A 21,971-nucleotide genomic window follows, 5' to 3' on the forward strand; every position below is an offset into this window, starting at 1 on the left:
CTCCTGATAGTCCGATCCCTTGTGAGAAAGGTCTACGCGATTCGCATAGATAGAGATCAAAGTTTCTTGACAAATCATTTATTGATCTATCAACATAAGCGCAATCTCCGAATTCTCAAGAACAAGACATGGAGAGCTCATGGTGGGAAATCGCCAGGCGGATCTCAGCCAGGCCACAAGATACGCGGGTGCGATCGACTGCGACCTTCATCCGGCGGTGCCCGGCATGAGCGCGCTCATGCCTTATCTCGACGACTATTGGCGCGAGATGGTCTCGGTGCGCGCCCTCGACCGTCTGAACCTGAACCTCACCAGCTATCCCCAGAACGCGCCGCTGTCGTGTCGCCCCGACTGGACGCTCGACCAGGGACGAAAACCGGGATCCTCGCTCGAAGCGATGCAGGCGCATGTCCTGAATTCCTGCCAGTCGCGCTACGGCATTCTCAATTGCCTGTATGGCGCCCAGGTCTTTCACAGCGAAGATATGGCAGCGGCATTTTGCCGGGCCACCAACGACTGGCTTCGCGATGAATGGCTCAATCGCGATTCCCGTTTGCGTGCCTCCATCACGATCGCCGCCCACAATACCGAGCTTGCGGTCGCGGAAATCGAGCGGCGCGCCGACGACTTTCGTTTCGTCCAGGTGCTGATGCTGGTGTCCGGTGAGATGACGCTCGGCCGGCGGCAGCTCTGGCCGATCTACCAATTGGCGGAGCGCCTGGGGCTCGCCATCGGCATTCACGCCGGCAGCGCATACCGCTACGCGCCGACCGCTGCCGGCTGGCCCTCCTACTATGTCGAAGACTACATCGCTCAGTCCTGCGCCTTCGAAAGCCAGTTGCAGAGCATGATTTCCGAGGGCGTGTTCGCTAAGTTTCCGAACCTGAAGGTCGTCGCGATCGAGTCTGGCCTGACATGGCTCAGCGGATTCGTCTGGCGTGCGGACAAGACATGGAAGGGCCTGCGCGCGGAAGTTCCGTGGGTAACGCGTGCGCCGTCGGAGATCATTCGCAATCATGTCCGCTTTACGGTGCAGCCGATCGATGCGGCGGACGAACGGGAAGCGATCCTGCGGCTGACCGATCATCTTAAGTCCGACAAGCTGTTCCTGTTCTCGACGGACTATCCGCACTGGCAGTTCGACGGCGATGTCGCATTGCCGGATGGGCTGCCGGATCCATTATTCCGCAACATCCTTAGCGAAAACGCGCTCGCCACCTATCCCCGAATGGCCAAGGCCGATCATGCTCTGGAGGTTGCCGAATGAGCACTATCGAGATGGATCGTAGCCAATCTGCGAAACACAAGCTGCGGGTGATCGATTGCGATATCCATCCCGCGATGACGTCGTGGACCGAGGTTCATCCTTACCTTGAGAAGCAGTGGATCGACCATCTGTCCGTCTACGGCAGTCATCTGCGTCACGCCTTTTCCGAGGCGCTGTCGCACCCGCGCATGTCGCCGGACGCGGCGAGGATCGATGCCTATCCGGACGAAGGCGGCCCTCCCGGCTCGAGTCTTGAACTGATGAGGAAGCAGCATCTCGATCCAAACGGGGTTCAGGTTGGGATGCTGATACCGCTGCGCTGGAATCCGGGCAGCCAGCGGAATCTTGACTTCGGCGCGGCGCTCACGCGGGCGATGAATACGTGGCAGGTGGAACGCTGGGTGAAACAGGAGCCTCGATTGCGGGCCTCGGTCCTTGTCGCGCAGGAAGACACCGAAGCCGCCGTGAAGGAGATCGATGCGCGGGGAGGCGACCCGAACTTTACGCAGATCCTGATCCTGCCGCGAACCGACGAGCCTCTCGGACGCCGTCGCTACTGGCCGATCTATGAGGCGGCGGTGCGGAATAATCTGCCGATTACGGTTCATGTCGGTGGCACCAACGGCCATCCGTCGACCGGCGGCGGATGGCCATCCTACTACATGGAAGAACATCACTCCGTCGCGCAGACCATGCAGGCGGTCCTGACCAGCCTGGTATTCGAAGGCGTCTTCGAGCGATTTCCGAAGCTTCGTGTCGTCATCATGGAGGGTGGGCTGGGCTGGATTCCCTCGCTGAGCGCACGAATGGACAAGCATTGGTCGCGATTGCGCAGCGAAGTGCCGCATCTGAAGCGACCGCCCTCGGAATATGTTCGCGAGCAGGTGTGGTTCAGCACGCAGCCGATGGAGGAGCCGGGAAGCGCTGCCGAACTAATTGACCTGTTCGATCGGATCGGCTGGGACCGCCTGTTGTTTTCGACCGATTATCCTCACTGGGATTTCGACGATCCGCGTTACGCCTTCAAGGCCAATCTCAGCGAAGCCCAACGCGATCAGCTCCTTTATGGCAATTCGCGCAATTTCTACGGACTGGGATGATGGCGCGGCATATCGTGGCAACTGTCGATGAGATAGCGCCAGGCCAGCGCAGACTGGTGAGCGTGAACGGTCGCGAAATCGGCATCTTCAATGTCGACGGAGAATTTTTTGCCGTCGGCAACCGGTGCCCCCATGAGGGGGCGTCACTCTGCAAGGGACGTCTCGTCGGCCTCGTCGAAGCCAGCGAGCCGGGCTCCTACCAGTACAGCCGGCGGGGTGAGCTGATTCGTTGCCCCTGGCATGGCTGGGAATTCGATCTGAGAACGGGGAAGTCGTGGTGCGAACCCGATCGCACCAAAGTTCGAAGTTACGAACTGAAGGTGGAACCGGGTGGGGCGCTGGTCGAGGGCGAGCTTCGGGCGGAGACGTTCCCGGTCTCGATCGAAAAGCAATATATCGTCGTCGAAGTTTAGGCTGATCGCGTCGGTCGGCTGAAAAAAGAAAACAATCCGTGGGAGGAGTGAAATGTTGGTCAAGCCAGGGATAGCCAAAGCTGCGTTGATCGCGTGCCTTGCCGCTCTCATCATGCCCGCGCAGGCCGAAGACGCGGCGTGGGATGCGGTCGTCAGTGCGGCCAAGAAGGAAGGCAAGGTCGTCGTCTACAATATGACGCTCGGCGCGCCATACTTTAAGGAGGTCTTGAAGTCATTCGAGACCAAGTACGGAATCTCCGTCGAGAGCCTCGATCTGCGCGCGAGCGAACTCGCCGAGCGCATCCGGACCGAACAGGCAGCCGGCCGTTACCTGGGCGATGCCGAAATGATCTCCTCGACGATGATCGAGGAGCAGCTCAAGAACGGCGATTTCATCCAAAAACTGCCGCCGATCCCGAACATCGCCAACCTGCGGCCTCCGTTCAGCGCCGACGAGTACAGCGTACCGGCATTCGTCCAACCCATGGGCATCCTGATCAATACCAGGCTGGTGAAGGATGAAGACATCCCGAAGAGCTGGGACGATCTCACCGATCCGAAGTGGAAGGGCAAGATTTTGTCCGACGACATGCGGCCGCTCGGCAGCGGCAACGCGATGTTTTCAATCCTGCAGAAGAACATGGACGCCGACTTCAACATGAAGCTGGCCGAGCAAAAGCCGGTCTTCAGCCGGGACATGCGCAATGACGCCCGCCGCGTGGCTCGCGGGGAATACCCGATCTACATCCCGCAGATCTTTGCTTTTGCATCGGATCTCAAGGGGCTCCCGGTCAAGATCGTTATTCCCAAGGAAGGGGCGCCCTACGCCCGGATGGACCTCGCGGTTTTGAAGAATGCGCCGCACCCAAACGCCGCGCGGTTGTTCATCCAGCACTTCCTCAGCGTCGAGGCGCAATTGATCTACGCCAACGCATGGATGCTGCCGGTGGCAGCAGGTGCTGCCGAACGTGCCGATCCCGAGGCGCAGCCGTTCGTGAACGCCAAACTGATTGGTCCCGCGACGCTGTCCGATCGGCCATCGATGATGGGGCTGGCGAAAAAGCTCTATCCCTGAATCTATGGCATGAGCATTTCAGCGGAAGATCGAGTGGACAATCTCAGGGCAATGCCTGCGACGCCAGGCTTGTCCTGGATTGGGCGACTGCTGCAGGCGACTTCGGCAGGGCGAGTCGTTGCCGTCACCCTTCTTGTGGTGCTTCTGACCTTCCTCTCCGTCTATCCGCTGGCGATGCTGCTCTACGGGAGCCTGCATTCGACCCCGCCCGGCATGGCGGGTACGTTCAATCTGGACGGCTATCTCCAGGTTCTCACGCTGCAGAGCGTGGTGACGCTGCTCAACACGGTCGGTATATCGCTCGCCAAGACAATCCCTTCGCTCGTGCTGGCGGTCCTGCTGGCCTGGATTCTCGCGCGGACCGACACGCCAATGCGCGGCGCGCTGGAAGCGCTCATCACGCTGCCGTTCTTCATCCCGCCGATTCTCACCGCGATGGCGTGGGGCATGCTCGGCAATCCCCAGGTCGGCTTGCTCAACCAGCTCTACCAATGGGTGACGGGATCGAGCACCGCGCCGATCAATGTCTACTCGTATGGCGGTGTGGTCTGGCACATGATGCAGTATTCCGTGCCTTTCCTGTTCCTGCTCATCGTCGATGCGTTTCGCGCGATGGACCAGAGCCTCGAGGAGGCGGCACGGATGTGCGGCGCGTCGCGGTTGCGGACGTTCTGCACCGTGACGCTGCAACTGATGTTGCCGGCGCTCACTGGAGCTGCGATCCTGAGCTTCATTCGCGGCGTCGAGAACTTCGAATCGCCGCTGTTCTTCGGGACGCCGGCCGGCATCCGGGTCATCACCACGGATATCTACGACTCGATCAATCAGCGATCGCCGCCGGAATACCAGTACGCGACCGCCATCAGCTTCGTCATCATGGCGCTGTTGTTCCTGATCGTGCTGCTGCAATGGCGCATTTTACGCGGCCGCAGCTTCCAGACCGTCACCGGCAAAGGTTATTCGCCGGCGGTCATGAAGCTTGGAAAATGGCGATGGGTCACCTTCGCTTTCTGCCTTCTGTTCTTCTTCGTAACCGTCGTTCTGCCGGTAGGGCAGCTCCTGATCGGATCGTTCTTCAAGTTCTTCGGCTTCTATCAGCGCGACATGCTGACGCTTGAACATTACAGGGCGGTCTTTGGCAGCAGCGACTTCTGGCGAGGGTTCAACAACACGATGATGCTGGGCTTCGTCGGAGCCACTTTGACCATGCTGCTGGGAGGCGCGGTCGCCTACATCTCGGTTCGCACCAAGTGGCGCGGGCGTCGTCTGATTGACGCAATGGCCTGGTTGCCGTGGATGATGCCGGGGATTGTTCTTGGCGTCGGCTTTCTGTGGGGCTTTGCCCTGCTGCCCCATGCGATCCCGATCTACGGCACGATCTGGGCGCTATTGCTGGCCTATATCTCCCTGGGGACGCCGCTCTCGGTGCGGATCATGTCCAGCGCCTATGCCCAGCTCTCGTTCGATCTTGAGGAGTGTTCCCGTGTGCACGGCGGGAGTTGGCTGCAGACGATGGGGCGTATCGTGATTGCGCTGGCCTGGCCGTCCTTCGCGGTCGGCTGGGTCCTGCTGTTTTTCGGGATCATGCGCGAGCTGAGTGCCTCCGTACTGCTTTATTCCGTCGGTTCGGAAGTGCTGTCCGTCGTGCTGCTGAAGCTCTGGGCCAACGGCAATGCCGAACAGGTCAGCGTGATCGGACTGATCATGATGGGCATGGTGATCCTGTTCAGATGGGTTCAGCTCAAGGTTATCAAGAGCCGCATCAATGCGCTGTGAATGGATCGGGTAACGTCATGTCGAATGTCATTCTGGAGAAGGTCAGCCGGAATTTCGGGCAGTTCGTCGCGGTCGATGCTGTCGATCTCCGCGTGAACGAGGGCGAGTTCGTCACGCTGCTCGGGCCGTCCGGCTGCGGCAAGACGACGACGCTGCGTATGGTCGCGGGGCTCGAGCAGAACACGGGCGGCCGTATCAGTATCGGCAACGAGATCGTCAGTGACGCGACGCGGGGTATTTTCGTTCCTTCCGAACGCCGCAGGCTCGGAATGGTGTTCCAGTCCTACGCCATCTGGCCCCATATGACGGTCTTCGACAACGTCGCCTATCCGCTGCGGGTTCGTCGCCGCCCGGCTGCCGAAATCCTCGACCGCGTCACGAAGGCGTTGCAGCTCGTCGAGATGGAAGGGTTTGCCCAGCGGCCGGCGCCCGCGCTCTCCGGCGGCCAACAGCAGCGGGTCGCAATCGCGCGGGCGCTGGTGTTCGAGCCGAAGGTACTGTTGCTCGATGAGCCCCTGAGCAACCTCGATGCCAAACTTCGCTTGCAGATGGGCGACGAGTTTCGTTCGATTCAGAAGCGCTTGGGCATGACGAGCCTCTACGTCACGCATGACCAGTCCGAAGCCATGGCGCTATCGGACCGGGTGGTCGTGATGGACCGCGGCAGAATTCAGCAGATTGGGGCGCCTGAAGACATCTACCGATACCCCGCCAACCGGACGGTGGCGGCTTTCTTCGGAACGCCGAACCTGCTCGAGGCCAGCGTCGAGTCGTGCGCGCGCGTGAACGAACGTCGTTTTCGGCTGGAGGTCGTTGGGCGGGGCTGGCGAGGGCCATGCGAGGCGGCAAGTGAGGTGCAGCCCGGCCAGGCCGTCACGGTCATGGCGCGGCCGGAGGACGCGCGCCTCGCACCGGCCGGCTCCAAAGCCGGCGCAGATGAACTGACGTGGTCCGGACGGATCGCGCACACGATCTTCCGCGGGCCGATCCGGTCGATCGTCGTGCAGACCGACGATGGTCGTCTGAACGTCGACGCGCCGCCGTTCGGTAGCCACGCGGTCGGCGACAACGTGACTGTCGTGGTCCCGCAGCGGGCCGCCTGGGCGGTGGTCGAAAAGGCGGAGAGGGCGCAATAGTCCTTGCGCGGCAGACAATCGTCCACACCGGGTGTCAGCGGTAGATTTGCTTGGCGAGGTCGAGCATCTGGTTCATGCGTTCCGGATCGGTCGTTCCGAGCAGCTTGCTTTTCTGAAGCTCGGCGATCTCAGGATCGACTTCGGGAAAGCCTTCGGTGGTCACCGGCAAAAGACCAAGCTTGGCAAAAGCCTGCTGCATTTTCTGGCCCAGGTAGTAGTTCATCAGCACGCGGGCCGCGTTGGGATGAGGCGCGTTCTTGAGAAGCGCGAGGTCATAACCCACGTACGGCAAGCCCTCCTTTGGCACAAGGAACTTCACCGGCAGCCCCTTGAGCGTCGGCGCGGCGGTCAGGCTGTCGGGAATGTAGAGCGGGTACTCGCCGCGTGCGACCCGCCGTTCGTTCGCCGGTATTTCCCGGCTGAACTTGATGTCCTGCTGCGCAAGCTTCTTATGGAAGTCCTGGCCGAAGTGGTCCTGAAGGACCGAAAACAAAACTCCGCCGCCGCCGAGAGCGCGGAAGTCGTCGCTGAGAATCTTGCCCTTCCAGCGGGGGTCGGTCAGGTCAAGCCAGCTCTTTGGCTCGTCCGCCGGCTTGACGAGTTGCGTATTGGCGAGGATGCCGTAGATGATCGCGAACACGGGCAGCCGCATGCCGTCACTGCGAAAGTCCGGCTTCAGGTTGCCAAGGGCCGGCAGCGGTCCGAATGGACCGAAGACTTTATCCTCCTTGATCTGGAGCGTGGTCGTGGTGGTGCCGTTCTCCGACACGTCGGCTGCGTAGCGGCCCGCCGAGTGCTCGACGCGGAGCCGCTCGCGAACCTCGCTGGCGCGTGCTTCCAGGATATCAACCGTGATGCCGAAGCTCGCCGCGAAGTCCTTCTTGAGGTCTTGATGGGCCGCAAGACCCACGAACGCGCTATAGATCACGACGTGGCCTTCCTTTCTGGCGGCGGCCACGATCTTGTTCCAGTCATCCTCCGCCCGCGCCTGGTCCGGCGCGGACAGCAAGGCGGAGCCGGCCGCCAGCCCAAGCAGCGCGGCGCGCCGCGTGATCAGCGCACGCCCGATTTCGTCGTTGCCTGATGACATGATGCTACTCCGCGGCTTGTTGGCCGGGAGCAGGCCAGCGGATCGCCGTCTTCAGCTGTTGTTCATAGGCGTCGAGCCAGTCGACCTTGTCGTCGGCATAGAATGATCCGGCGCGCGCCTTCCAGAATACCTCGGTGTCGTCGACGCCCGGAGGGATGGTGCCGCTCTTCGCGAAGGCGCGGGCCACCGTCAAGAGGCGCCGTCGCGTGCGCGAGATCATGATGTCGCTCGGCGCAAGATGCTCCTTGGTATGATCGACGATCGGTCCCATGCTCTCGGTGACCGCCTGATCCTGGATCACGATGTTGCGGATGCCGCTGTAGATGCGGTTCTCCCGCTGTGCGGCCCGATCGATTTGCCAATCATTGCCGATGTTCTGGGCCGCCCGCCACCGGCCGAACCAATCTGTGCTGTTGGGAAGATAATCGAGCCCGTCGGCGCCGGGTATGCCGGCTCCCGACTTCAGCTTCGAGGACGAGTAGGTCGCGCCCTTGGCCCGGCCGCCGTAGATCGAAATCAGCATCGTGTGGGCGTCATCCATCGGCACCCAGGCCTTGGCGACCACATGATCGGCGAAGTCGGCATTCGGCGTCTGCGTCCAGAACGGCAGACAGAAGTGCGCCATGCGCCAGTGCATCTTTCCGCCGGCTTCGGGCCGATACGCACCATACATCGTGCCCCATTCGGTCTCGCCGACCTTGTATTCGGGCGCCCGGTTGGCGACGGTGTGTCGGGCCGGGTGGCCTTCCTCGAAGTCTTCGGCCTTGATATGGCCGGCATGGAGGAAGCCGAAATGCGATGTGTCGATGTCGCCTTCGAGGCCCTGTAGCCAGTTGGCCTCCCGCTGCAGCAGGGTGACGGTCAGATCCTGTTCGGGAACGAACAGCGCCTCGAGCATGGGCAACGGCGGCGCCTCGGCGCGAGATCCCATATAGACCCAGATCAGTCCTGCCTGCTCGCGTACCCGGTAGCTCTTCGCGTGAACCTTCTCCTTGAAGTCCTGCGGCGGCGGCACGTTCGGCATTTCCAGGCAGCGCCCGTCAACGTCGAATTTCCAGCCGTGATAGACGCAACGGATACCATTTTGCTCATTTCGGCCGAGGAACAGCGACGCGCAGCGATGCGGACATTGATGGTCGAGCACGCCGACCCGGCCCGAACTGTCTCGAAAGGCGATGAGCTGCTCACCGAGCAGCATCAGTCGCATCGGATCGCAATCGGGCGTCAATTCGGAGGATGCAGCGGCGGGAATCCAGTATTGCCGCATCATCTCGCCCATGACCGTTCCCGGGCCGACCCGGGTCAAGTCTACGCCATCTGTTGCTTTGGAAGGTTTGGCTTTGGAAGTCGCCTTGGACATATCGATCCTCCATCATTTTTCTTGCGACGCAGCATCCTTGTGACGCCGGGTGCGTTTTTAGATTAATTGCATTCTGCAAGTATTCTAAACTGCCGTCAATGAAACGATTCGTGAGATTTGCGGATCGCCGATGTTGAACCGGGGCATGCAGGCCGTTACCGTCGTGATCCCGCTCACGAGAAGGTCCCGTCACGATCATGAAGAACCCGAAGGCCGCTCCCATTCCGCTCGAGAACTGGACCGGCTACAGATTTGGTCTGCTTGCGACCCGGTTGGGCAATTTCATCGCTCCCATGTATGCGAGCCGCCATGATCTGACGATGCCCGCCTGGCGGAGCCTCGCGGTCATTGCCCGATATCAGCCCCTAACGGCGAAGCAGCTCGCCACGCTGACCTCGTCCGACGCCTTCAAGGTCGCGCGAGCGATCGAGCTGCTGGTCCGGCGCGGCCTCATCGACCGCGACGTGGACGAGAGCGATCGGCGGCGCGCCAGCCTCCGTCTTACGGCAGAGGGTCGCAAGGTTTACAAGGATATCGAGAAGTTCGTGGTCAGAGTGGAGCGCGAACTGATGGCCGTGCTTGATGCGCACGAAGTCGCGGTGCTGCGGCAAAGTCTTGATAAGCTGGATCGGCAAATGGAAAGCCGGATCAAGGTCTGCGGCTGGGAGAAATTTCTGAGAGGATGAGTAAATTTGGATTGGTATTGAAGGCTAGCGCGTCCTCGCGTGCGAGCGGCCCCAAGCAGCTCGCCAGCTCGGTCTCCGGCTCTTCAGGTTTCCACCGCGCGGGCTCGGTCATGACCGAGCCCTTGCCTTCAGGCCACCGTTCCAGGCCACAGATCCAAAGCATTTTATGGCGCTTTGCTCCTTTCGCGCTGTGCAGGTGCTGGTTTCGTCAGGCTTGCTGCCCCGCGGCTTCGAGGATCAGCCGCGTGATTTCGTCGGGACGGGAGATCAGCGACAGATGGCTGGCCTTTACCTCGATGGTCTTGGCGCCCATCCGCTTGGCCATGAAGCGCTCAAGGTCCGGATTGATGGTGCGGTCATCCGTGGAAACCGCGTAGTAGCTCGGCTTCGATCGCCAGGCCGCCTGGGTGGTCTTGCCTGAGAGCAGGGCCTTGTTGAACGGCTGCTGCACGGCGTAGAGCACCCTGGCCTTCGCCTCCGGCAGGTCGCCGGCAAAATCGCGAAGAAAAGCCTCCTCGGAAAGGCGTCCTTCATCGCCGTCGAACACGATCCCCGCCGACGCCGGCGGTGTGGGATATGTCTTGGCCAGGGCGGTGTAATCCTCGCCCGCATCCGGCGCGCGCGCCGCCACATAGACGAGGGCGGAGACTTTCGGATGCACGCCGGCTTCGGTGACGATCATGCCCGAGAAGGAGTGACCGACAAGAACGGTAGGGCCATCCTGCCGATCCAGCACGCGCTGCGCGGATGCGACCGCTTCGGGCAGCGTCGTCAGCGGATTTTGCACGGCTGTGGCGTTCAGCCCCGCCGCCTGCAAGCGCGCGATCACCTCTGACCAGCACGAGCCGTCGGCGAACAGCCCGTGCACGAGCACGATGTTCCTCGCCTTCACGGGAGTGGAATTTGCGGCCCTGCCGCGTGTGGAGATCAGCGAAGCCGCGAGACCGGTCACGAGAGCGGCGGAAAAAGCGCGTCTGTTCATCATGATATCTCTTCCTTTAAGGTTGGCTGGAATAAGCTTTGAGCAGTGTATCGACCTCTGGCGAACGCACGATGGTCCCGTCACGTACAAAGGCCTCGTGGTTATCCTCGATGCTGTCATGATCATAGAGATAGTTGACCATGATGCCGAAGGATTCCTGGATGCCGCGGGGCGCGTCGTTGCTGAGCCAATTGACACGTTCGAGCCGCGCGCCGTTGCCGAGGTGAAAGCGCGCCACCGGATCGATGCGTATCGAGGGTTGGCGCGTCAGATAGCGGGCGCAAAGCCGCAGCAAGGGCGCGCGCAGCTTCTCGCTCTGCGCCGGGTCATTCCACCAGCCGCTGCTCTCGAGTTGTGGCAACAGCGCGGCATCGGGATCGCTTCCATTCGCAGGCCGTTGAGCGAGCCAGCGCCGAAACCCCGGTACCGGCGACAAGGTGGAAAAACGCTTCAGCTGCGGAAACTCCGCCTTGAGCTCCTCCACCACCTGCTTGATCAGGAAATTGCCGAACGATATGCCGCGCAGGCCGTCCTGGCAGCTGGAGATCGAATAGAAAATAGCGGTGTCGGCACGCAAAGCTTGCGCCTGCGCGGCCGCTTCATCTGTCTGCCGTGCGAGCAACGGCGGCATTGCCGTCGCCAACCCCTGCACCAGCGCGACTTCGACAAAGATCAGCGGCTCGCCGGGAAGCGCGGGATGGAAGAATGCGAAGCAGCGGCGGTCGGGCGCGAGACGCCGCCGCAAATCGACCCAGCCCTTGATCTCATGCACCGCCTCATAGGCGATGAGCTTCTCCAGCACCGCCGCCGGGGACTGCCAGTCAATCCGCCGGAGCTCGAGAAAGCCGCGGTTGAACCAGGAGGCGAACAGATGCTTGAGGTCCGCGTCGAGCAGCCTCAGTTCCGGTTCACCGCGCAGGAATGAGGCAATTTCACTGCGCATCGCGATCAGCGCGCCGGTGCCGCCGGGCGCCATGTTCATGCGCCGCAGCAGCTCCTGCCGGGGCGGATCGCCGGCCCGTGCCAGCGCGGCGGCGGCTTCCGCCGTGGCGTCGGCGAGATAACGCTCCGCTGCTGCGCGTAGCGCCGCTTCGTCGGGCTGAAATTCCGTCGCAAGATGGCGCTGGAAGCTGTGCCGGTCGGTCGCATCGAGGGCACGCAGTACGTGGTGCAGTTCGCGAGCGACCTGCGCGCCGGATGCCTCGCCGCGTTGCGACAGCAGTGTCGCCGCCAGCTGCTTCGCGCGATCCACGGGCGCGGGTTTCGAGCTGGTCAGCTCACTTGAGGTTTGTGTGTTCGGGATCATCGTTGGCTCCTCTGCTCAACGTGGGGGACCGTGGCCGGGCGGAATTTTGCCGGCGGCAAATAGAGCCCGCCTGACGCTGACACGAGGTCATCGATGGACTGGGCCGCGAGCAAGTCGCGGGTTGCGGCGTTGACATCGATGCCGAGGTCGGATGGCAACATCACGATACCGCGGCGGCGCAGGCTGTCGCTTGTTTCGGGCGATTGTCGCCTTCCGAACTCAGTATCGCCGGCGACGGCGCGCAATGCCGCCTCGCGTTCCCTCGGCGACCGGCAACGCAAAAGGTTGGCGACGCCACATTCGGTGACGACATGGCTGACGTCGTCACCATAGATCATGACCGGCGGCAGCGCGAAGCCGGCCGAGGCTGCGAGATCGAATGCGTCCAGTCGTTCGACAAAGCTCGGCGCGCCATTCGGCTGTTGGGTCTGAACCATCTGCACCACGAGCTTGCGTCCGCGCAGGCTCTCGCCCGCTTCCTGACCGGCGCGCAGCCAGGTGGGACTGTCGTGGCGGCGGCCACGCGTGTCGGCGCCCATGTTCGGCGCGCCGCCGAAGCCGGTGATGCGATCCTTGGTGGCCGTCGAGCTGTTACCCTGCGCGTCGATCTGCAGCGTACCGCCGATGAAGAGGTCGCAGGCATATTGCCCGGCGACCTGTGCGAGCGCGCGGTTGGACCGCAGATTACCGTCGGCGCCAACCGGGAATATATCGGCGCGGTTCGAGACGTAGCGTTCCATGCCCAGCTCGGAGCCGAAGCAATAGACGCTGTCGACGAAGCCGGCTTCGATCGCGGGGATCAGGGTCGGGTGCGGGTTGAGCACGAAATGGCTGGCGACCTTGCCCTTCAGCCCGCGTTGCGCGGCATAAGTTGGCAGGATCAGTTCGATCGCCGCGGTCGCATAGCCGATGCCGTGATTGAGCCGCCGCACCTGGTAGGGTTCGTAGACCGCTGATATCGCCATCATCGCCATCAGCACGTTCTCGTTCCTGATCTTGGCGGGATCACGCGTGAACAGCGGATCGATCAGATACGGCTTGGGGCCCGGCACCACGATGTCGACCCAGTCGCCGGGTATGTCGACGCGCGGCAGGCGGTCCACGATCTCGTTGACTTGCGCCACCACAATGCCGCCGCGGAACGCCGTCGCCTCGGTGATGGTCGGCGTGTCCTCGGTGTTAGGGCCGGTATAGAGATTGCCGTCGCGGTCGGCCTTGTCGGCGACGACAAGTGCGACCTGCGGCGTCAGGTCCACCAGCATGCGCGCATAGAGTTCGAGATAGGTGTGGATCGCGCCGATTTTGACCGCGTTCGCAGCGACGAGTTGGGCGAGCTTGCGGCTTTGCGGCCCCGCATAGGAGAAATCGAGGCGGTTCGCGATGCCGCGCTCGAACACGGCGAGATGGTCGGGCAGCGCCAGCACCGACTGCACCATGTGCAGATCGTGCACCCGCGCAGGATCCACCTTCGCGAGGGCCGAGGCGAGAAAATCCGCCTGCTTCTGATTGTCGCCTTCGATCGTCACGCGGTCGCCGGGCTCGATGATTGCCTCGAGCAACTGCGTGGCGAGATCGGCCGGGCAGACCTTTCCGCTCGTACCGCTGAGCGCGGCGGCCCGCGCGAGGCGGGAGGCGCGATTAGCTCGGCGTCGTGACGTGTCTAACATGGTGAGTCTCCTTCGCTGTCCTCGAAGCAAAAGCTAGGAGATCATCATTGATTATAGAAACGATATTTTATAATATAATTGATCGTAAATCAGGATCAATCATATGCTGAATTTCGAGCTGTTGCGTGCCTTTGTTGCCGTGGCCGATTACGGCGGTTTTCACCGCGCCGCGGAGCGGCTCAACCTGACCCAATCGACGGTGAGCCAACAGATCAAGCGGCTTGAGCTCGAGACCAAACGGCCCTTGTTCCGGCGGACAACGCGCAGTGTCGCACTGACCGACGATGGCGAGATGCTGCTGGGCGACGCGCGCCGCCTGTTGCAACTGGAGGAAGCGGCCCGCCACCGCCTGGCGGCGCCGCGGCTGTCTGGCATGGTGCGTCTCGGAGTGGTCGAGGAAGTCGCCGGCGGTTCGCTGCCTTCGGCGCTCGGCCGCTTCGCCACGCTCAATCCGGGCGTGAAGCTCGAGGTGCAGATCGGAGTCAGCGCGGAACTGATCGAGCAACTTAACGCGGGGCGGCTTGACGTCGTGTTCGCAAAGCGGCCGCTCGGAACCTCGAAAGGGCGCGTGGTGTGGCGTGAGCCGCTGGTATGGGCCGCGGCCGACACGTTCGATCTTGTTCCGGGGGCGGCGCTGCCGCTGGCCCTGTATCGCGAGCGCTCGGTTTCTCGCGAGGCTGCACTCATCGCGCTCAATAACAACGAACTGACCTGGGAAATCGTCTATACCAGCCCCAGTTTGACAGGCGTGCGCGCGGCGGCGCTCGCGGGCCTCGCTGTCACCCCGCTTCCTGCCAGCGCAGTGATCGCAGGCCTGCGCATTCTCGGTGTCGAAGAGGGGCTGCCGCGGCTTCCTGACCTTGAGTTCGCGATCTACGAGAAGGCCCGGCCTGACAAGGCTGCCGCGGCGCTGGCAGCGGTTCTGCAGACCCTTGCACAGGGCCCGTCACGCCCGGCGATCTGAGGGGCAACGCCCCGGCACGGTAGCATCAACATCCTCGGCAGATCGAATTTATCTCCTTGTCGACCTTCGCGTTTTCGGAGTCGATAGAGGGCATGGGGTCAAGCATGGGGTGGCCCACGCCATCTGAGGAAAGTGCCGTGCCAGACGAGTTGGTGCCGGGCGCGGCAGCGGTGGTGCCGAGGGCGCCGCCGCCCATCATGGACATATGAGACGATCCCATGCCATGCGCTCCTCCCATGCCGCCGCGGGCAAACGCCGCGGTGGTTGAAAGGCCAAAGCAAAGGGCGATGCAAAGAACGGAAAGCTTTTTCATATCGAAACTCCTCGTTGGAGTCGGCCGGTTCTGCGCAACTCGTTGATTGATGTGCGTGAAGCTGTTTTAGGTTCGTAGTCCGCCGATGCCACTAAATTCAGTTTTAGAAAAGCCCGGCGCTGGCTCGGCAATCCCCGGTGAATGAACTAATCGAAGCAACCACGGCCTTCCTGGCCGACAAGGCTCGCGCAGAGTTGAGCGGCGGACGCGTCGCAGCTGGTGGCGTTTGCTCGATGCGTTTCCCATTTCCAGGTCACAAGTCCCGGCTGGGAGCTGTATCTCTGACGGAGAATGTTGATGTTGCATAAAACAGCGATCGCGTTATTGGCAGTCATGTCCATCGGCCTGGCTTCTCCAACCATGGCCCTGGCGCGTGGTGGAGGCGGTGGTGGCCACGGGGGCGGCATGGGCGGTGGAGGCTTCGGAGGCGGTGGCGGTTTCCACGGCGGTGGAGGCTTCGGAGGCGGCGGCTTCCATGGTGGCAATCTGGCCGGGGGCTTCCACGGCGGGAGCAGCTTCAGCGGCTTTCGAAGTGGTGGATTTCACGGCCAAGGATTTCATGGTCGCGGCTTTGGAAGCCGCTTCGCGCTCGGCACGGGCCTAGGCTATGGATTCTACGATCCGTACTATTATGACGACTACAGCGACGGCTACGGTTACGGCTATCCGAACGCTTCGAGCGATTCTTACGTTGAAGGCGATGGTTGCTATGTCGTTCAACGCCGCGTGCACACCGTGCATGGTTGGCGCCGACAACCTGTTCAGGTGTGCGGTTGATGGGCAGAACGGATGCCGATTACGATCTGCAGCGGTAATCCGACAGGCTCGGCGGCTATGAGATGACCTCGGTATGCGAGCATGCCGAGGTCGTCTCATGGATTGATCCTGCCGCGATGTAATAGTCGCGCGATTTGGGGGCAGGGCGCCTTGTTCCCTGATGACGTGTCGGCAAGCCAAGAATGATCACGCGACACTAAACGCGTATTTAATTGAGAACAGGGCACCGGGCCGCCATGTTTGAAATGTTCCTGACGGCTAGCTGCGTGTCAGGAATGTCTTTGGGCAAATCTTCCGAGAAGAAAAGTCATTCTGGAAGCGCATGAGCAGGCTTGCGGCAATTCACGGCCGCGTGAGCTTATCTGCGCGGAGATGAGATGATTGTGCTCTCGCGTTCTTTTGTTCGCAAACGTGTGATCTCGCCCGTGGCGACCAAGACGTTGTTCGCAGCTGTGTCGTTGCAATGAACAAGCGGAGCCGGCCGAGCGGCCAGGCCCAGCCGGGCACGTAGCTGAGGATGGATGGATGGGTATCGTTCGCTTCGCCCTGAGATTTCCGCATACGTTTTATGTGGTCGCCGCCCTGATCCTGTTTCTGGGCGTCGTCGCATGCCGGGAGATGCCGACCGACGTCTTTCCGGAAATCAATATCCCCGTCGTAACGGTGATCTGGAGCTATACCGGCCTGAGTACGCCGGAGATGGAGCAGCGCGTCACCACTTACAGCCAGTACGCCATCAGCTCGAACGTCAATGGCATCAAGAACATCGAGGCGCAGACGCTGGCCGGACTTTCGGTGCAGAAGATCTACTTTCAGCCGGACGTCAATCTCGACCTCGCGATTGCCCAGATTGTCTCGGCAACCAACGCCATCCGTGCACTGTTGCCGCCGGGCATCCAGGCCCCTCTGGTGGTGCAGTTCAATGCTTCAAGCGTGCCGGTGTTGCAGATCAGCTTGAGTTCCGACACCCTCAACGAGCAACAGCTCTATGATTACGGAATCTATCGCATCCGCCAACAGTTGGCGCCGATACCGGGCATCACGCTCCCGACGCCCACCGGCGGAAAATATCGCCAGATCATGGTCGATCTGGACCCCTCGAAGCTGCTCGCCAAGGGACTTACGCCGCTTGATGTCGTCAACGCAGTCAACACGCAGAACCTGACGCTGCCGGCAGGAACGGCAAAATTCGGTAGCACGCAGTATGCCGTCCGCACCAACGCGACGCCCGCGACCATCGATGATCTCAACAATATTCCAGTCAAGGTCGTCAATGGGGCCACGATCTTCGTAAAGGACGTCGGCCAGGTCCATGATGGCTGGTTGGTGCAGCAAAACGTGGTGCGGCAGAACGGTCGCCACTCCGTCCTGCTCAGTATCATCAAGAACGGGAATGCCTCGACACTGAGCGTCGTCAATGCCGTGCACGAGGCCTTGAAAACAGCGCGCGCCGCTGCGCCCCCCGGGATGCAGATCAACGAGCTGTTTGACCAGTCGGTGTTCGTGAAACAATCCGTTGCCGGTGTCTTGCGTGAGGGCGCAATCGCCGCGGGCCTTACCGCGCTGATGATCCTTGTATTCCTGGGATCGTGGCGTTCGACGCTGGTGGTCATGATCTCGATTCCGCTATCGATCCTCACTTCGCTGGTTGTGCTGTATTTTCTCGGTGACACGCTGAATACGATGACGCTCGGCGGACTTGCGCTGGCGGTCGGCATTCTGGTGGACGATTCCACGGTCACGATCGAGAACACCCATCGGCTGCTTACCGAAGAGGGAATGCCCCTGCCGCAGGCCACGCTGCACGGCGCCGCCGGTATCGCCATTCCAACGCTGGTGTCGACGCTGGCCATCAGCTGCGTCTTTACCTCGGTGGTGTTCCTCGAAGGGCCGGCGAAATATCTGTTTACGCCGCTGGGCTTGGCGGTGGTATTCGCAATGCTGGCGTCCTACGGCCTGTCCCGAACGCTGACGCCTATCGTCATCGGCTTGTTGCTCAAGGGCGAAAATCACGGCCCGGTGGATGCGACAAAAGCGGGCTTGTTTGCCCGTTTCCATGCCGCGTTCGAGCGCAACTTCGAGGCCATGCGCCACCGTTATTCAAGTTCGCTCGCTGTACTCATCAAGCATCGTTACGTCATTCCGATGTTCATGTTGCTGCTGCTTGGGCTTGGAGTCGTCACATTCCCGCTCGTCGGCCGCGACTTCTTTCCGGCCATCGACGGCGGACAGATACAGCTTCATGTGCGCGCGCCTGCCGGAACGCGGATCGAGGCCACGGAAAAGATTTTTCAGGAGGTCGAGAACAAAATTCGTGAGATCATACCTGAAGACCAGCGGGACCTGATTGTGGACAATATCGGACTGCCGGCGCGGGCCTACAATCTGGCGTTCACGGATGGCTCGACCATCGGCGTCAATGACGGCGTCATTCTGGTGTCGCTGAAGGAGGGTCACAGGCCGACCAGCGAATATGTGCGCAAGCTGAGGGAGGCGCTGCCTGCCGCGTTCCCCGAAGACACCTTCTATTTCCAGGCCGCAGACATCGTTACCCAGATCCTCAATTTCGGTCTGCCGGCGCAAATCGACGTCCGCACCGTGGGATACGACAAGGACAACAATCTCCGTATTGCGAACGAGCTGCGTCGGCGAATCGCGGCCATACCGGGGATCGCGGATGCGCACCTGCAGCAGGAAGTCGATGCGCCCGCATTTTATGCAGATATCGATCGCACGCGCGCAGCCCAGCTTGGGCTCAATGCGAATACCATCGCAACGAACCTCAATGTCAGCCTGAGTTCCTCGGAACAGGTGACACCGAATTTCTGGACCGATCCCAAATCGGGTATTCCGTATTATCTCGCGGTGCAGACACCCGAGAGCAGGATCACTTCGCTGAACGATCTGCGCAATACGCCGGTTTCCAGCGGGATTTCGTCATCGTTGACCGACGTTCCCGTGCCGGGCCTGCTCAGCAACGTGACGACGTTCAGGCGCGGCAGCGTTCCCACCAACAGCAACCAGGCCAACGTCCAGCCGGTCTATGAAGTCTATGCCAGCGTTCAGGGTCGTGATCTCGGCGGTGTAGCCGGCCAGATCAGCAGCATCGTGACGGACCTGCAGAAGCAGCTCAAGCCCGGAAACACCATCCAGGTGATTGGCCAGATCCAGAGCATGAACGGGGCGTTTCTCGATCTCGGCATCGGGCTGCTGTTCGCAGCGGTGTTTGTCTATTTGCTGATGGTCGTGAACTACCAGAATTTCGGTGACCCCTTCGTCGTTATTCTGGCGTTGCCGGCGACGTTATGCGGAATCCTCACCATGCTGTTCATCACCGGGACCACGCTCAACGTGCCGTCCCTGATGGGGGCGATCATGGCGGTCGGCGTCGCATCGGCAAACTCCATTCTGCTCGTCACGTTTGCCCGCGAGCAACAGCTGGGGGGCAAGACGGCGTTCGAGGCGGCCATCGAGGCCGGACATACGCGGATTCGGCCGGTGCTGATGACCGCGGCCGCCATGATCGTCGGTATGATTCCGATGGCGATCGGCGCGCCGGGAGAAGAGCAGAACGCGGCATTGGCGCGCGCGGTGATCGGCGGGTTGCTGTTCGCAACTCCGACGACGCTGCTGGTCGTGCCGTATCTCTTCGCCATGCTGCGCAAAGGCAACGACGGCAAAGTACATCACGGGGTATTTGACGAGGTGCTGGAATGAACTTCAATCGTCCTTTGGATGTTGAGCCGCCGGAGAGCGGTCATGAGACCGGGCCGGCAGGCCTGCCGCCCGGCAAGCGACGACGGGCTGGCTTGCTTTCGGGTGTCGGGCTTGCCCTCGTTCTGATGACGGCGCTGGCTTGCGGGGCGTGGAACCATTACGCGCAGCATCGCCAGGTGGTTACGACGGCGAAACAAAGCCTGGAATTTGTCCCGCAGGTTCGTGTTGCGGCGGTGCGACCCAGCGCCGGCACGGAAGTTGTCAGCCTGCCGGCGACCACATCGGCGTTCTCGGTTGCCAATATCTTTGCCCGCGCCAGCGGTTATGTCGATAAACGCGAAGTCGATATCGGCGACCGGGTGAAGGCGGGCCAGTTACTGGCCGAAATCGTGGCACCCGAACTCGACCACCAGATCGCCCAAGCCGAGGCGACGCTCGGCCAGTTCAAGGCAGCCTTGCAGCAGGCCGAGGCAAACCGCGAACTCGCCAAGGTGACCTGGGATCGTGACGGTCCGCTGGTGAAGCAGGGCTGGCTGACCGCGCAGCAGGGCACTACCGACATTCAGACCCTGAAGGCCCAGGAGGCCGGCGTCTCCGTTGCACAGGCCAATGTGGTGGCTGAGGAAGCCCAGTTGCAGGTGTTGCATCAACAGAAGCTCTATCAGCACGTTGTCGCCCCATTTGATGGCGTGATCACCCAGCGCAACATCGATATCGGCAGCCTCGTGCAGGCCGATGCGACCAGCGGCACCTTCATGTTCACCATCATGCAAGGCAATGTCATCCGGACCCAGGTCTTCGTCCCGCAGGACGAAGCCTTTGGGCTGCGACCGGGAATTGAGGCCGTCGTGCACGTACCCGAGATCCCGGATCGCAGCTTTCCCGGCAAGGTGACGCGGATAGCCGATGCGTTGCAACCAGGCTCCCGGACCCTGCTGACCGAGATCGATATCCCCAATCCCGACGGGGCGCTGGCCCCCGGGATCTACTGCACGATCGAACTGCATATTCCGCGCAAGACGCCAAGCTTCACGGTCTCCGCCGACGCCGTCATCTTCAACAAGGCTGGGCTGCAAGTTGCAGTGGTCGAGAATGGCGTCGTGCATCTGCGCAAGGTGACGGTGGTGCGCGACCTCGGGCAGCAGGTCGAGGTCAACAGCGGTGTCAAGCCGGGCGATCAGGTCATCCTCAACCCCGCTGTCGATCTGGTTGAAGGCAGCAAGGTGCGCACCAGGCTCCAGGTGACACAGGTATCCTGACTCTCAAGACCGGATGAAGCAGGCAACAGCCGCATCCGGCGGCCGATCCTAAAATCCTATTTAATGGTGCGGCCGATCTATCGCGACTATATCCACCTGCGTGCGGCTCACCCCGCTTGTCCTATGGGGGTGTCTCTCCTGGCCGCAGAGCGGACGGCGCACGCCACGCCTCATTCCCCCGGTGAGGCTGGCGGTGCCGTCCGGCTCTTAGGTAAGATTTGGGCGGAGAATCCAGTTCCGGGCAAGGCCTTGGCATTGCAAGTGGTTGACCTTATGGCATTGATAGCAGTTGGCAGACGTCAGGCTTCCGGCTTGCCGGACGAGCATGGCTTTGCGGCAATCGAGAAGCGGCATATGGCAAAAGTGCTCCTCATCGAAGACGACGCTGAAACGGCTGAGGAAATCAAGGCCGAACTGGCGGATCGTGGTTTTGATGTTGAATGGTCAGGCAACGGCATCGAGGGCCTCGACAAGGCGCGCTCGTCGCAGCCCGATGCGATGATCGTCGACCGGCTATTGCCCGGAATGGACGGTCTCACCGTTATCGAGACACTGAGAAAGGAACAGGTGCGTACGCCCGTGCTGGTGTTGAGTGCGCTGGGCGCGGTCGACGACCGCGTCCGGGGACTGCGAATGGGGGGCGACGATTACCTGACGAAGCCGTTCGCGATTGTCGAACTTGTCGCCCGAATGGAAGCGTTGCTGCGCCGGCCTGCGGAATCACGCGAGACCACGCTCAAGGTGGGGACGCTGGAGATCGACCTGATTGAACGTACCGCAAAACGCGGCGATCGTGCGATCGAATTGTTGCCGCGTGAGTTTCGCCTGCTGGAGTACATGATGCGGCGGGCCGATCAATTGCTCACACGAGCCATGCTGTTGGAAGAGGTCTGGAACTACAAGTTCGTTCCCGCGACCAACCTTGTCGACGTGCATATGGGACGCCTTCGTCACAAGGTAGATGGGTCCGGTGATGCGCCGATGATCCACAACGTGCGTGGCGCGGGCTTCATTCTTAAGGCTGTGTCCTGAGGCGATCGACCGTTCGCCCCGGGGTGATGCGCTGTCGATAGCGGCCTATAC

18 protein-coding genes are annotated in these 21,971 nt (G+C 61.5%); 12 read left to right on the forward strand and 6 right to left on the reverse strand.

The annotated features are described in order from the left end of the window. Positions 1–139: 139 nt before the first annotated feature. The 6 genes from JQ641_RS13375 to JQ641_RS13400 are packed head-to-tail and all read left to right on the forward strand — an operon-like array spanning position 140 to position 6,767. Positions 140–1,267 carry an amidohydrolase family protein gene (locus tag JQ641_RS13375; RefSeq protein ID WP_211996435.1) on the forward strand — a complete coding sequence of 376 codons (1,128 nt, stop codon included), beginning with the start codon at positions 140–142 and terminating at the stop codon, positions 1,265–1,267. Then, positions 1,264–2,367, forward strand: a complete 1,104-nt coding sequence (locus JQ641_RS13380) for an amidohydrolase family protein (protein ID WP_211996436.1) — start codon at positions 1,264–1,266, stop codon at positions 2,365–2,367. Before JQ641_RS13375 ends, JQ641_RS13380 begins: the two co-directional genes overlap by 4 nt. Then, on the forward strand, positions 2,367–2,780 hold the full coding sequence (locus tag JQ641_RS13385; protein WP_211996437.1) for a Rieske (2Fe-2S) protein: 414 nt from the start codon (positions 2,367–2,369) through the stop codon (positions 2,778–2,780). The genes JQ641_RS13380 and JQ641_RS13385 overlap by 1 nt, the downstream gene beginning before the upstream one ends. 52 nt (positions 2,781–2,832) lie before the next feature. Next, positions 2,833–3,855 carry an ABC transporter substrate-binding protein gene (locus JQ641_RS13390; RefSeq protein WP_211996438.1) on the forward strand — a complete coding sequence of 341 codons (1,023 nt, stop codon included), beginning with the start codon at positions 2,833–2,835 and terminating at the stop codon, positions 3,853–3,855. 33 nt (positions 3,856–3,888) lie between these two features. Next, positions 3,889–5,631: an ABC transporter permease gene (locus JQ641_RS13395; protein ID WP_349628556.1), complete on the forward strand. Its 1,743-nt coding sequence runs from the start codon at positions 3,889–3,891 to the stop codon at positions 5,629–5,631. 17 nt (positions 5,632–5,648) lie between these two features. After that, a complete protein-coding gene (locus JQ641_RS13400; RefSeq protein WP_211996440.1) occupies positions 5,649–6,767 on the forward strand; it encodes an ABC transporter ATP-binding protein in 1,119 nt (372 codons plus the stop codon). A 34-nt stretch (positions 6,768–6,801) separates the two neighbouring features. Here JQ641_RS13400 and JQ641_RS13405 read toward each other — a convergent pair whose 3' ends face one another. Beyond that, positions 6,802–7,776: an ABC transporter substrate-binding protein gene (locus JQ641_RS13405; protein WP_211996441.1), complete on the reverse strand. Its 975-nt coding sequence runs from the start codon at positions 7,774–7,776 to the stop codon at positions 6,802–6,804. A gap of 85 nt (positions 7,777–7,861) precedes the next feature. Then, positions 7,862–9,217 carry a Rieske 2Fe-2S domain-containing protein gene (locus JQ641_RS13410; protein ID WP_211996442.1) on the reverse strand — a complete coding sequence of 452 codons (1,356 nt, stop codon included), beginning with the start codon at positions 9,215–9,217 and terminating at the stop codon, positions 7,862–7,864. 197 nt (positions 9,218–9,414) lie between these two features. On the opposite strand from JQ641_RS13410, the gene JQ641_RS13415 reads away from it, so the two are divergent. Then, positions 9,415–9,903 carry a MarR family winged helix-turn-helix transcriptional regulator gene (locus JQ641_RS13415; RefSeq protein WP_211996443.1) on the forward strand — a complete coding sequence of 163 codons (489 nt, stop codon included), beginning with the start codon at positions 9,415–9,417 and terminating at the stop codon, positions 9,901–9,903. A gap of 208 nt (positions 9,904–10,111) precedes the next feature. Here JQ641_RS13415 and JQ641_RS13420 read toward each other — a convergent pair whose 3' ends face one another. The 3 genes from JQ641_RS13420 to mdcA are packed head-to-tail and all read right to left on the reverse strand — an operon-like array spanning position 10,112 to position 13,858. After that, on the reverse strand, positions 10,112–10,891 hold the full coding sequence (locus tag JQ641_RS13420) for an alpha/beta fold hydrolase (protein ID WP_211996664.1): 780 nt from the start codon (positions 10,889–10,891) through the stop codon (positions 10,112–10,114). A gap of 10 nt (positions 10,892–10,901) precedes the next feature. After that, positions 10,902–12,191, reverse strand: a complete 1,290-nt coding sequence (locus JQ641_RS13425; RefSeq protein ID WP_211996444.1) for a malonyl-CoA decarboxylase — start codon at positions 12,189–12,191, stop codon at positions 10,902–10,904. Further along, positions 12,188–13,858: a malonate decarboxylase subunit alpha gene (mdcA, locus tag JQ641_RS13430; RefSeq protein ID WP_211996445.1), complete on the reverse strand. Its 1,671-nt coding sequence runs from the start codon at positions 13,856–13,858 to the stop codon at positions 12,188–12,190. The genes JQ641_RS13425 and mdcA overlap by 4 nt, the downstream gene beginning before the upstream one ends. Before the next feature lie 103 nt (positions 13,859–13,961). On the opposite strand from mdcA, the gene JQ641_RS13435 reads away from it, so the two are divergent. Further along, entirely contained in the window at positions 13,962–14,822 is an 861-nt protein-coding gene (locus tag JQ641_RS13435) for a LysR substrate-binding domain-containing protein (RefSeq protein WP_211996446.1), read from the forward strand. Positions 14,823–14,847: 25 nt separating this feature from the next. Here the strand turns inward: JQ641_RS13435 and JQ641_RS13440 are convergent, their stop codons facing one another. Further along, positions 14,848–15,135, reverse strand: coding sequence for a hypothetical protein (locus tag JQ641_RS13440; protein WP_211996447.1), 288 nt, complete (start codon positions 15,133–15,135; stop codon positions 14,848–14,850). 297 nt (positions 15,136–15,432) lie between these two features. Here JQ641_RS13440 and JQ641_RS13445 point away from each other — a divergent pair, with 297 nt between their 5' ends. The 4 genes from JQ641_RS13445 to JQ641_RS13460 all read left to right on the forward strand — a co-directional run bounded on the left by JQ641_RS13445 (position 15,433) and on the right by JQ641_RS13460 (position 21,920). Next, a complete protein-coding gene (locus tag JQ641_RS13445) occupies positions 15,433–15,912 on the forward strand; it encodes a hypothetical protein (RefSeq protein ID WP_211996448.1) in 480 nt (159 codons plus the stop codon). A 525-nt stretch (positions 15,913–16,437) separates the two neighbouring features. Continuing rightward, a complete protein-coding gene (locus JQ641_RS13450) occupies positions 16,438–19,629 on the forward strand; it encodes an efflux RND transporter permease subunit (RefSeq protein ID WP_211996449.1) in 3,192 nt (1,063 codons plus the stop codon). Continuing rightward, positions 19,626–20,888 (forward strand): efflux RND transporter periplasmic adaptor subunit, encoded by a 1,263-nt coding sequence (locus JQ641_RS13455; protein WP_211996450.1) that lies wholly within the window; start codon positions 19,626–19,628, stop codon positions 20,886–20,888. The genes JQ641_RS13450 and JQ641_RS13455 overlap by 4 nt, the downstream gene beginning before the upstream one ends. 354 nt (positions 20,889–21,242) lie before the next feature. Further along, the gene (locus JQ641_RS13460; RefSeq protein WP_211996665.1) at positions 21,243–21,920 is read left to right on the forward strand and encodes a response regulator transcription factor; all 678 of its coding nucleotides are present in this window, start codon (positions 21,243–21,245) and stop codon (positions 21,918–21,920) included. Positions 21,921–21,971 lie beyond the last annotated feature (51 nt).

Source organism: Bradyrhizobium sp. JYMT SZCCT0180, from assembly GCF_018130165.1.
Taxonomy (GTDB): Bacteria; Pseudomonadota; Alphaproteobacteria; order Rhizobiales; family Xanthobacteraceae; genus Bradyrhizobium.

Excerpts from the sequence above, each read along its gene's own strand:
- JQ641_RS13375 (WP_211996435.1), top strand. The coding sequence starts at position 140 with ATGGTGGGAAATCGCCAGGCGGATCTCAGCCAGGCCACAAGATACGCG.
- JQ641_RS13380 (WP_211996436.1), top strand. The coding sequence starts at position 1,264 with ATGAGCACTATCGAGATGGATCGTAGCCAATCTGCGAAACACAAGCTG.
- JQ641_RS13385 (WP_211996437.1), top strand. The coding sequence starts at position 2,367 with ATGGCGCGGCATATCGTGGCAACTGTCGATGAGATAGCGCCAGGCCAG.
- JQ641_RS13390 (WP_211996438.1), top strand. The coding sequence starts at position 2,833 with ATGTTGGTCAAGCCAGGGATAGCCAAAGCTGCGTTGATCGCGTGCCTT.
- JQ641_RS13400 (WP_211996440.1), top strand. The coding sequence starts at position 5,649 with ATGTCGAATGTCATTCTGGAGAAGGTCAGCCGGAATTTCGGGCAGTTC.
- JQ641_RS13410 (WP_211996442.1), bottom strand. The coding sequence starts at position 9,217 with ATGTCCAAGGCGACTTCCAAAGCCAAACCTTCCAAAGCAACAGATGGC.
- JQ641_RS13415 (WP_211996443.1), top strand. The coding sequence starts at position 9,415 with ATGAAGAACCCGAAGGCCGCTCCCATTCCGCTCGAGAACTGGACCGGC.
- JQ641_RS13425 (WP_211996444.1), bottom strand. The coding sequence starts at position 12,191 with ATGATCCCGAACACACAAACCTCAAGTGAGCTGACCAGCTCGAAACCC.
- mdcA (WP_211996445.1), bottom strand. The coding sequence starts at position 13,858 with ATGTTAGACACGTCACGACGCCGAGCTAATCGCGCCTCCCGCCTCGCG.
- JQ641_RS13435 (WP_211996446.1), top strand. The coding sequence starts at position 13,962 with ATGCTGAATTTCGAGCTGTTGCGTGCCTTTGTTGCCGTGGCCGATTAC.
- JQ641_RS13440 (WP_211996447.1), bottom strand. The coding sequence starts at position 15,135 with ATGAAAAAGCTTTCCGTTCTTTGCATCGCCCTTTGCTTTGGCCTTTCA.
- JQ641_RS13445 (WP_211996448.1), top strand. The coding sequence starts at position 15,433 with ATGTTGCATAAAACAGCGATCGCGTTATTGGCAGTCATGTCCATCGGC.
- JQ641_RS13450 (WP_211996449.1), top strand. The coding sequence starts at position 16,438 with ATGGGTATCGTTCGCTTCGCCCTGAGATTTCCGCATACGTTTTATGTG.
- JQ641_RS13455 (WP_211996450.1), top strand. The coding sequence starts at position 19,626 with ATGAACTTCAATCGTCCTTTGGATGTTGAGCCGCCGGAGAGCGGTCAT.
- JQ641_RS13460 (WP_211996665.1), top strand. The coding sequence starts at position 21,243 with ATGGCAAAAGTGCTCCTCATCGAAGACGACGCTGAAACGGCTGAGGAA.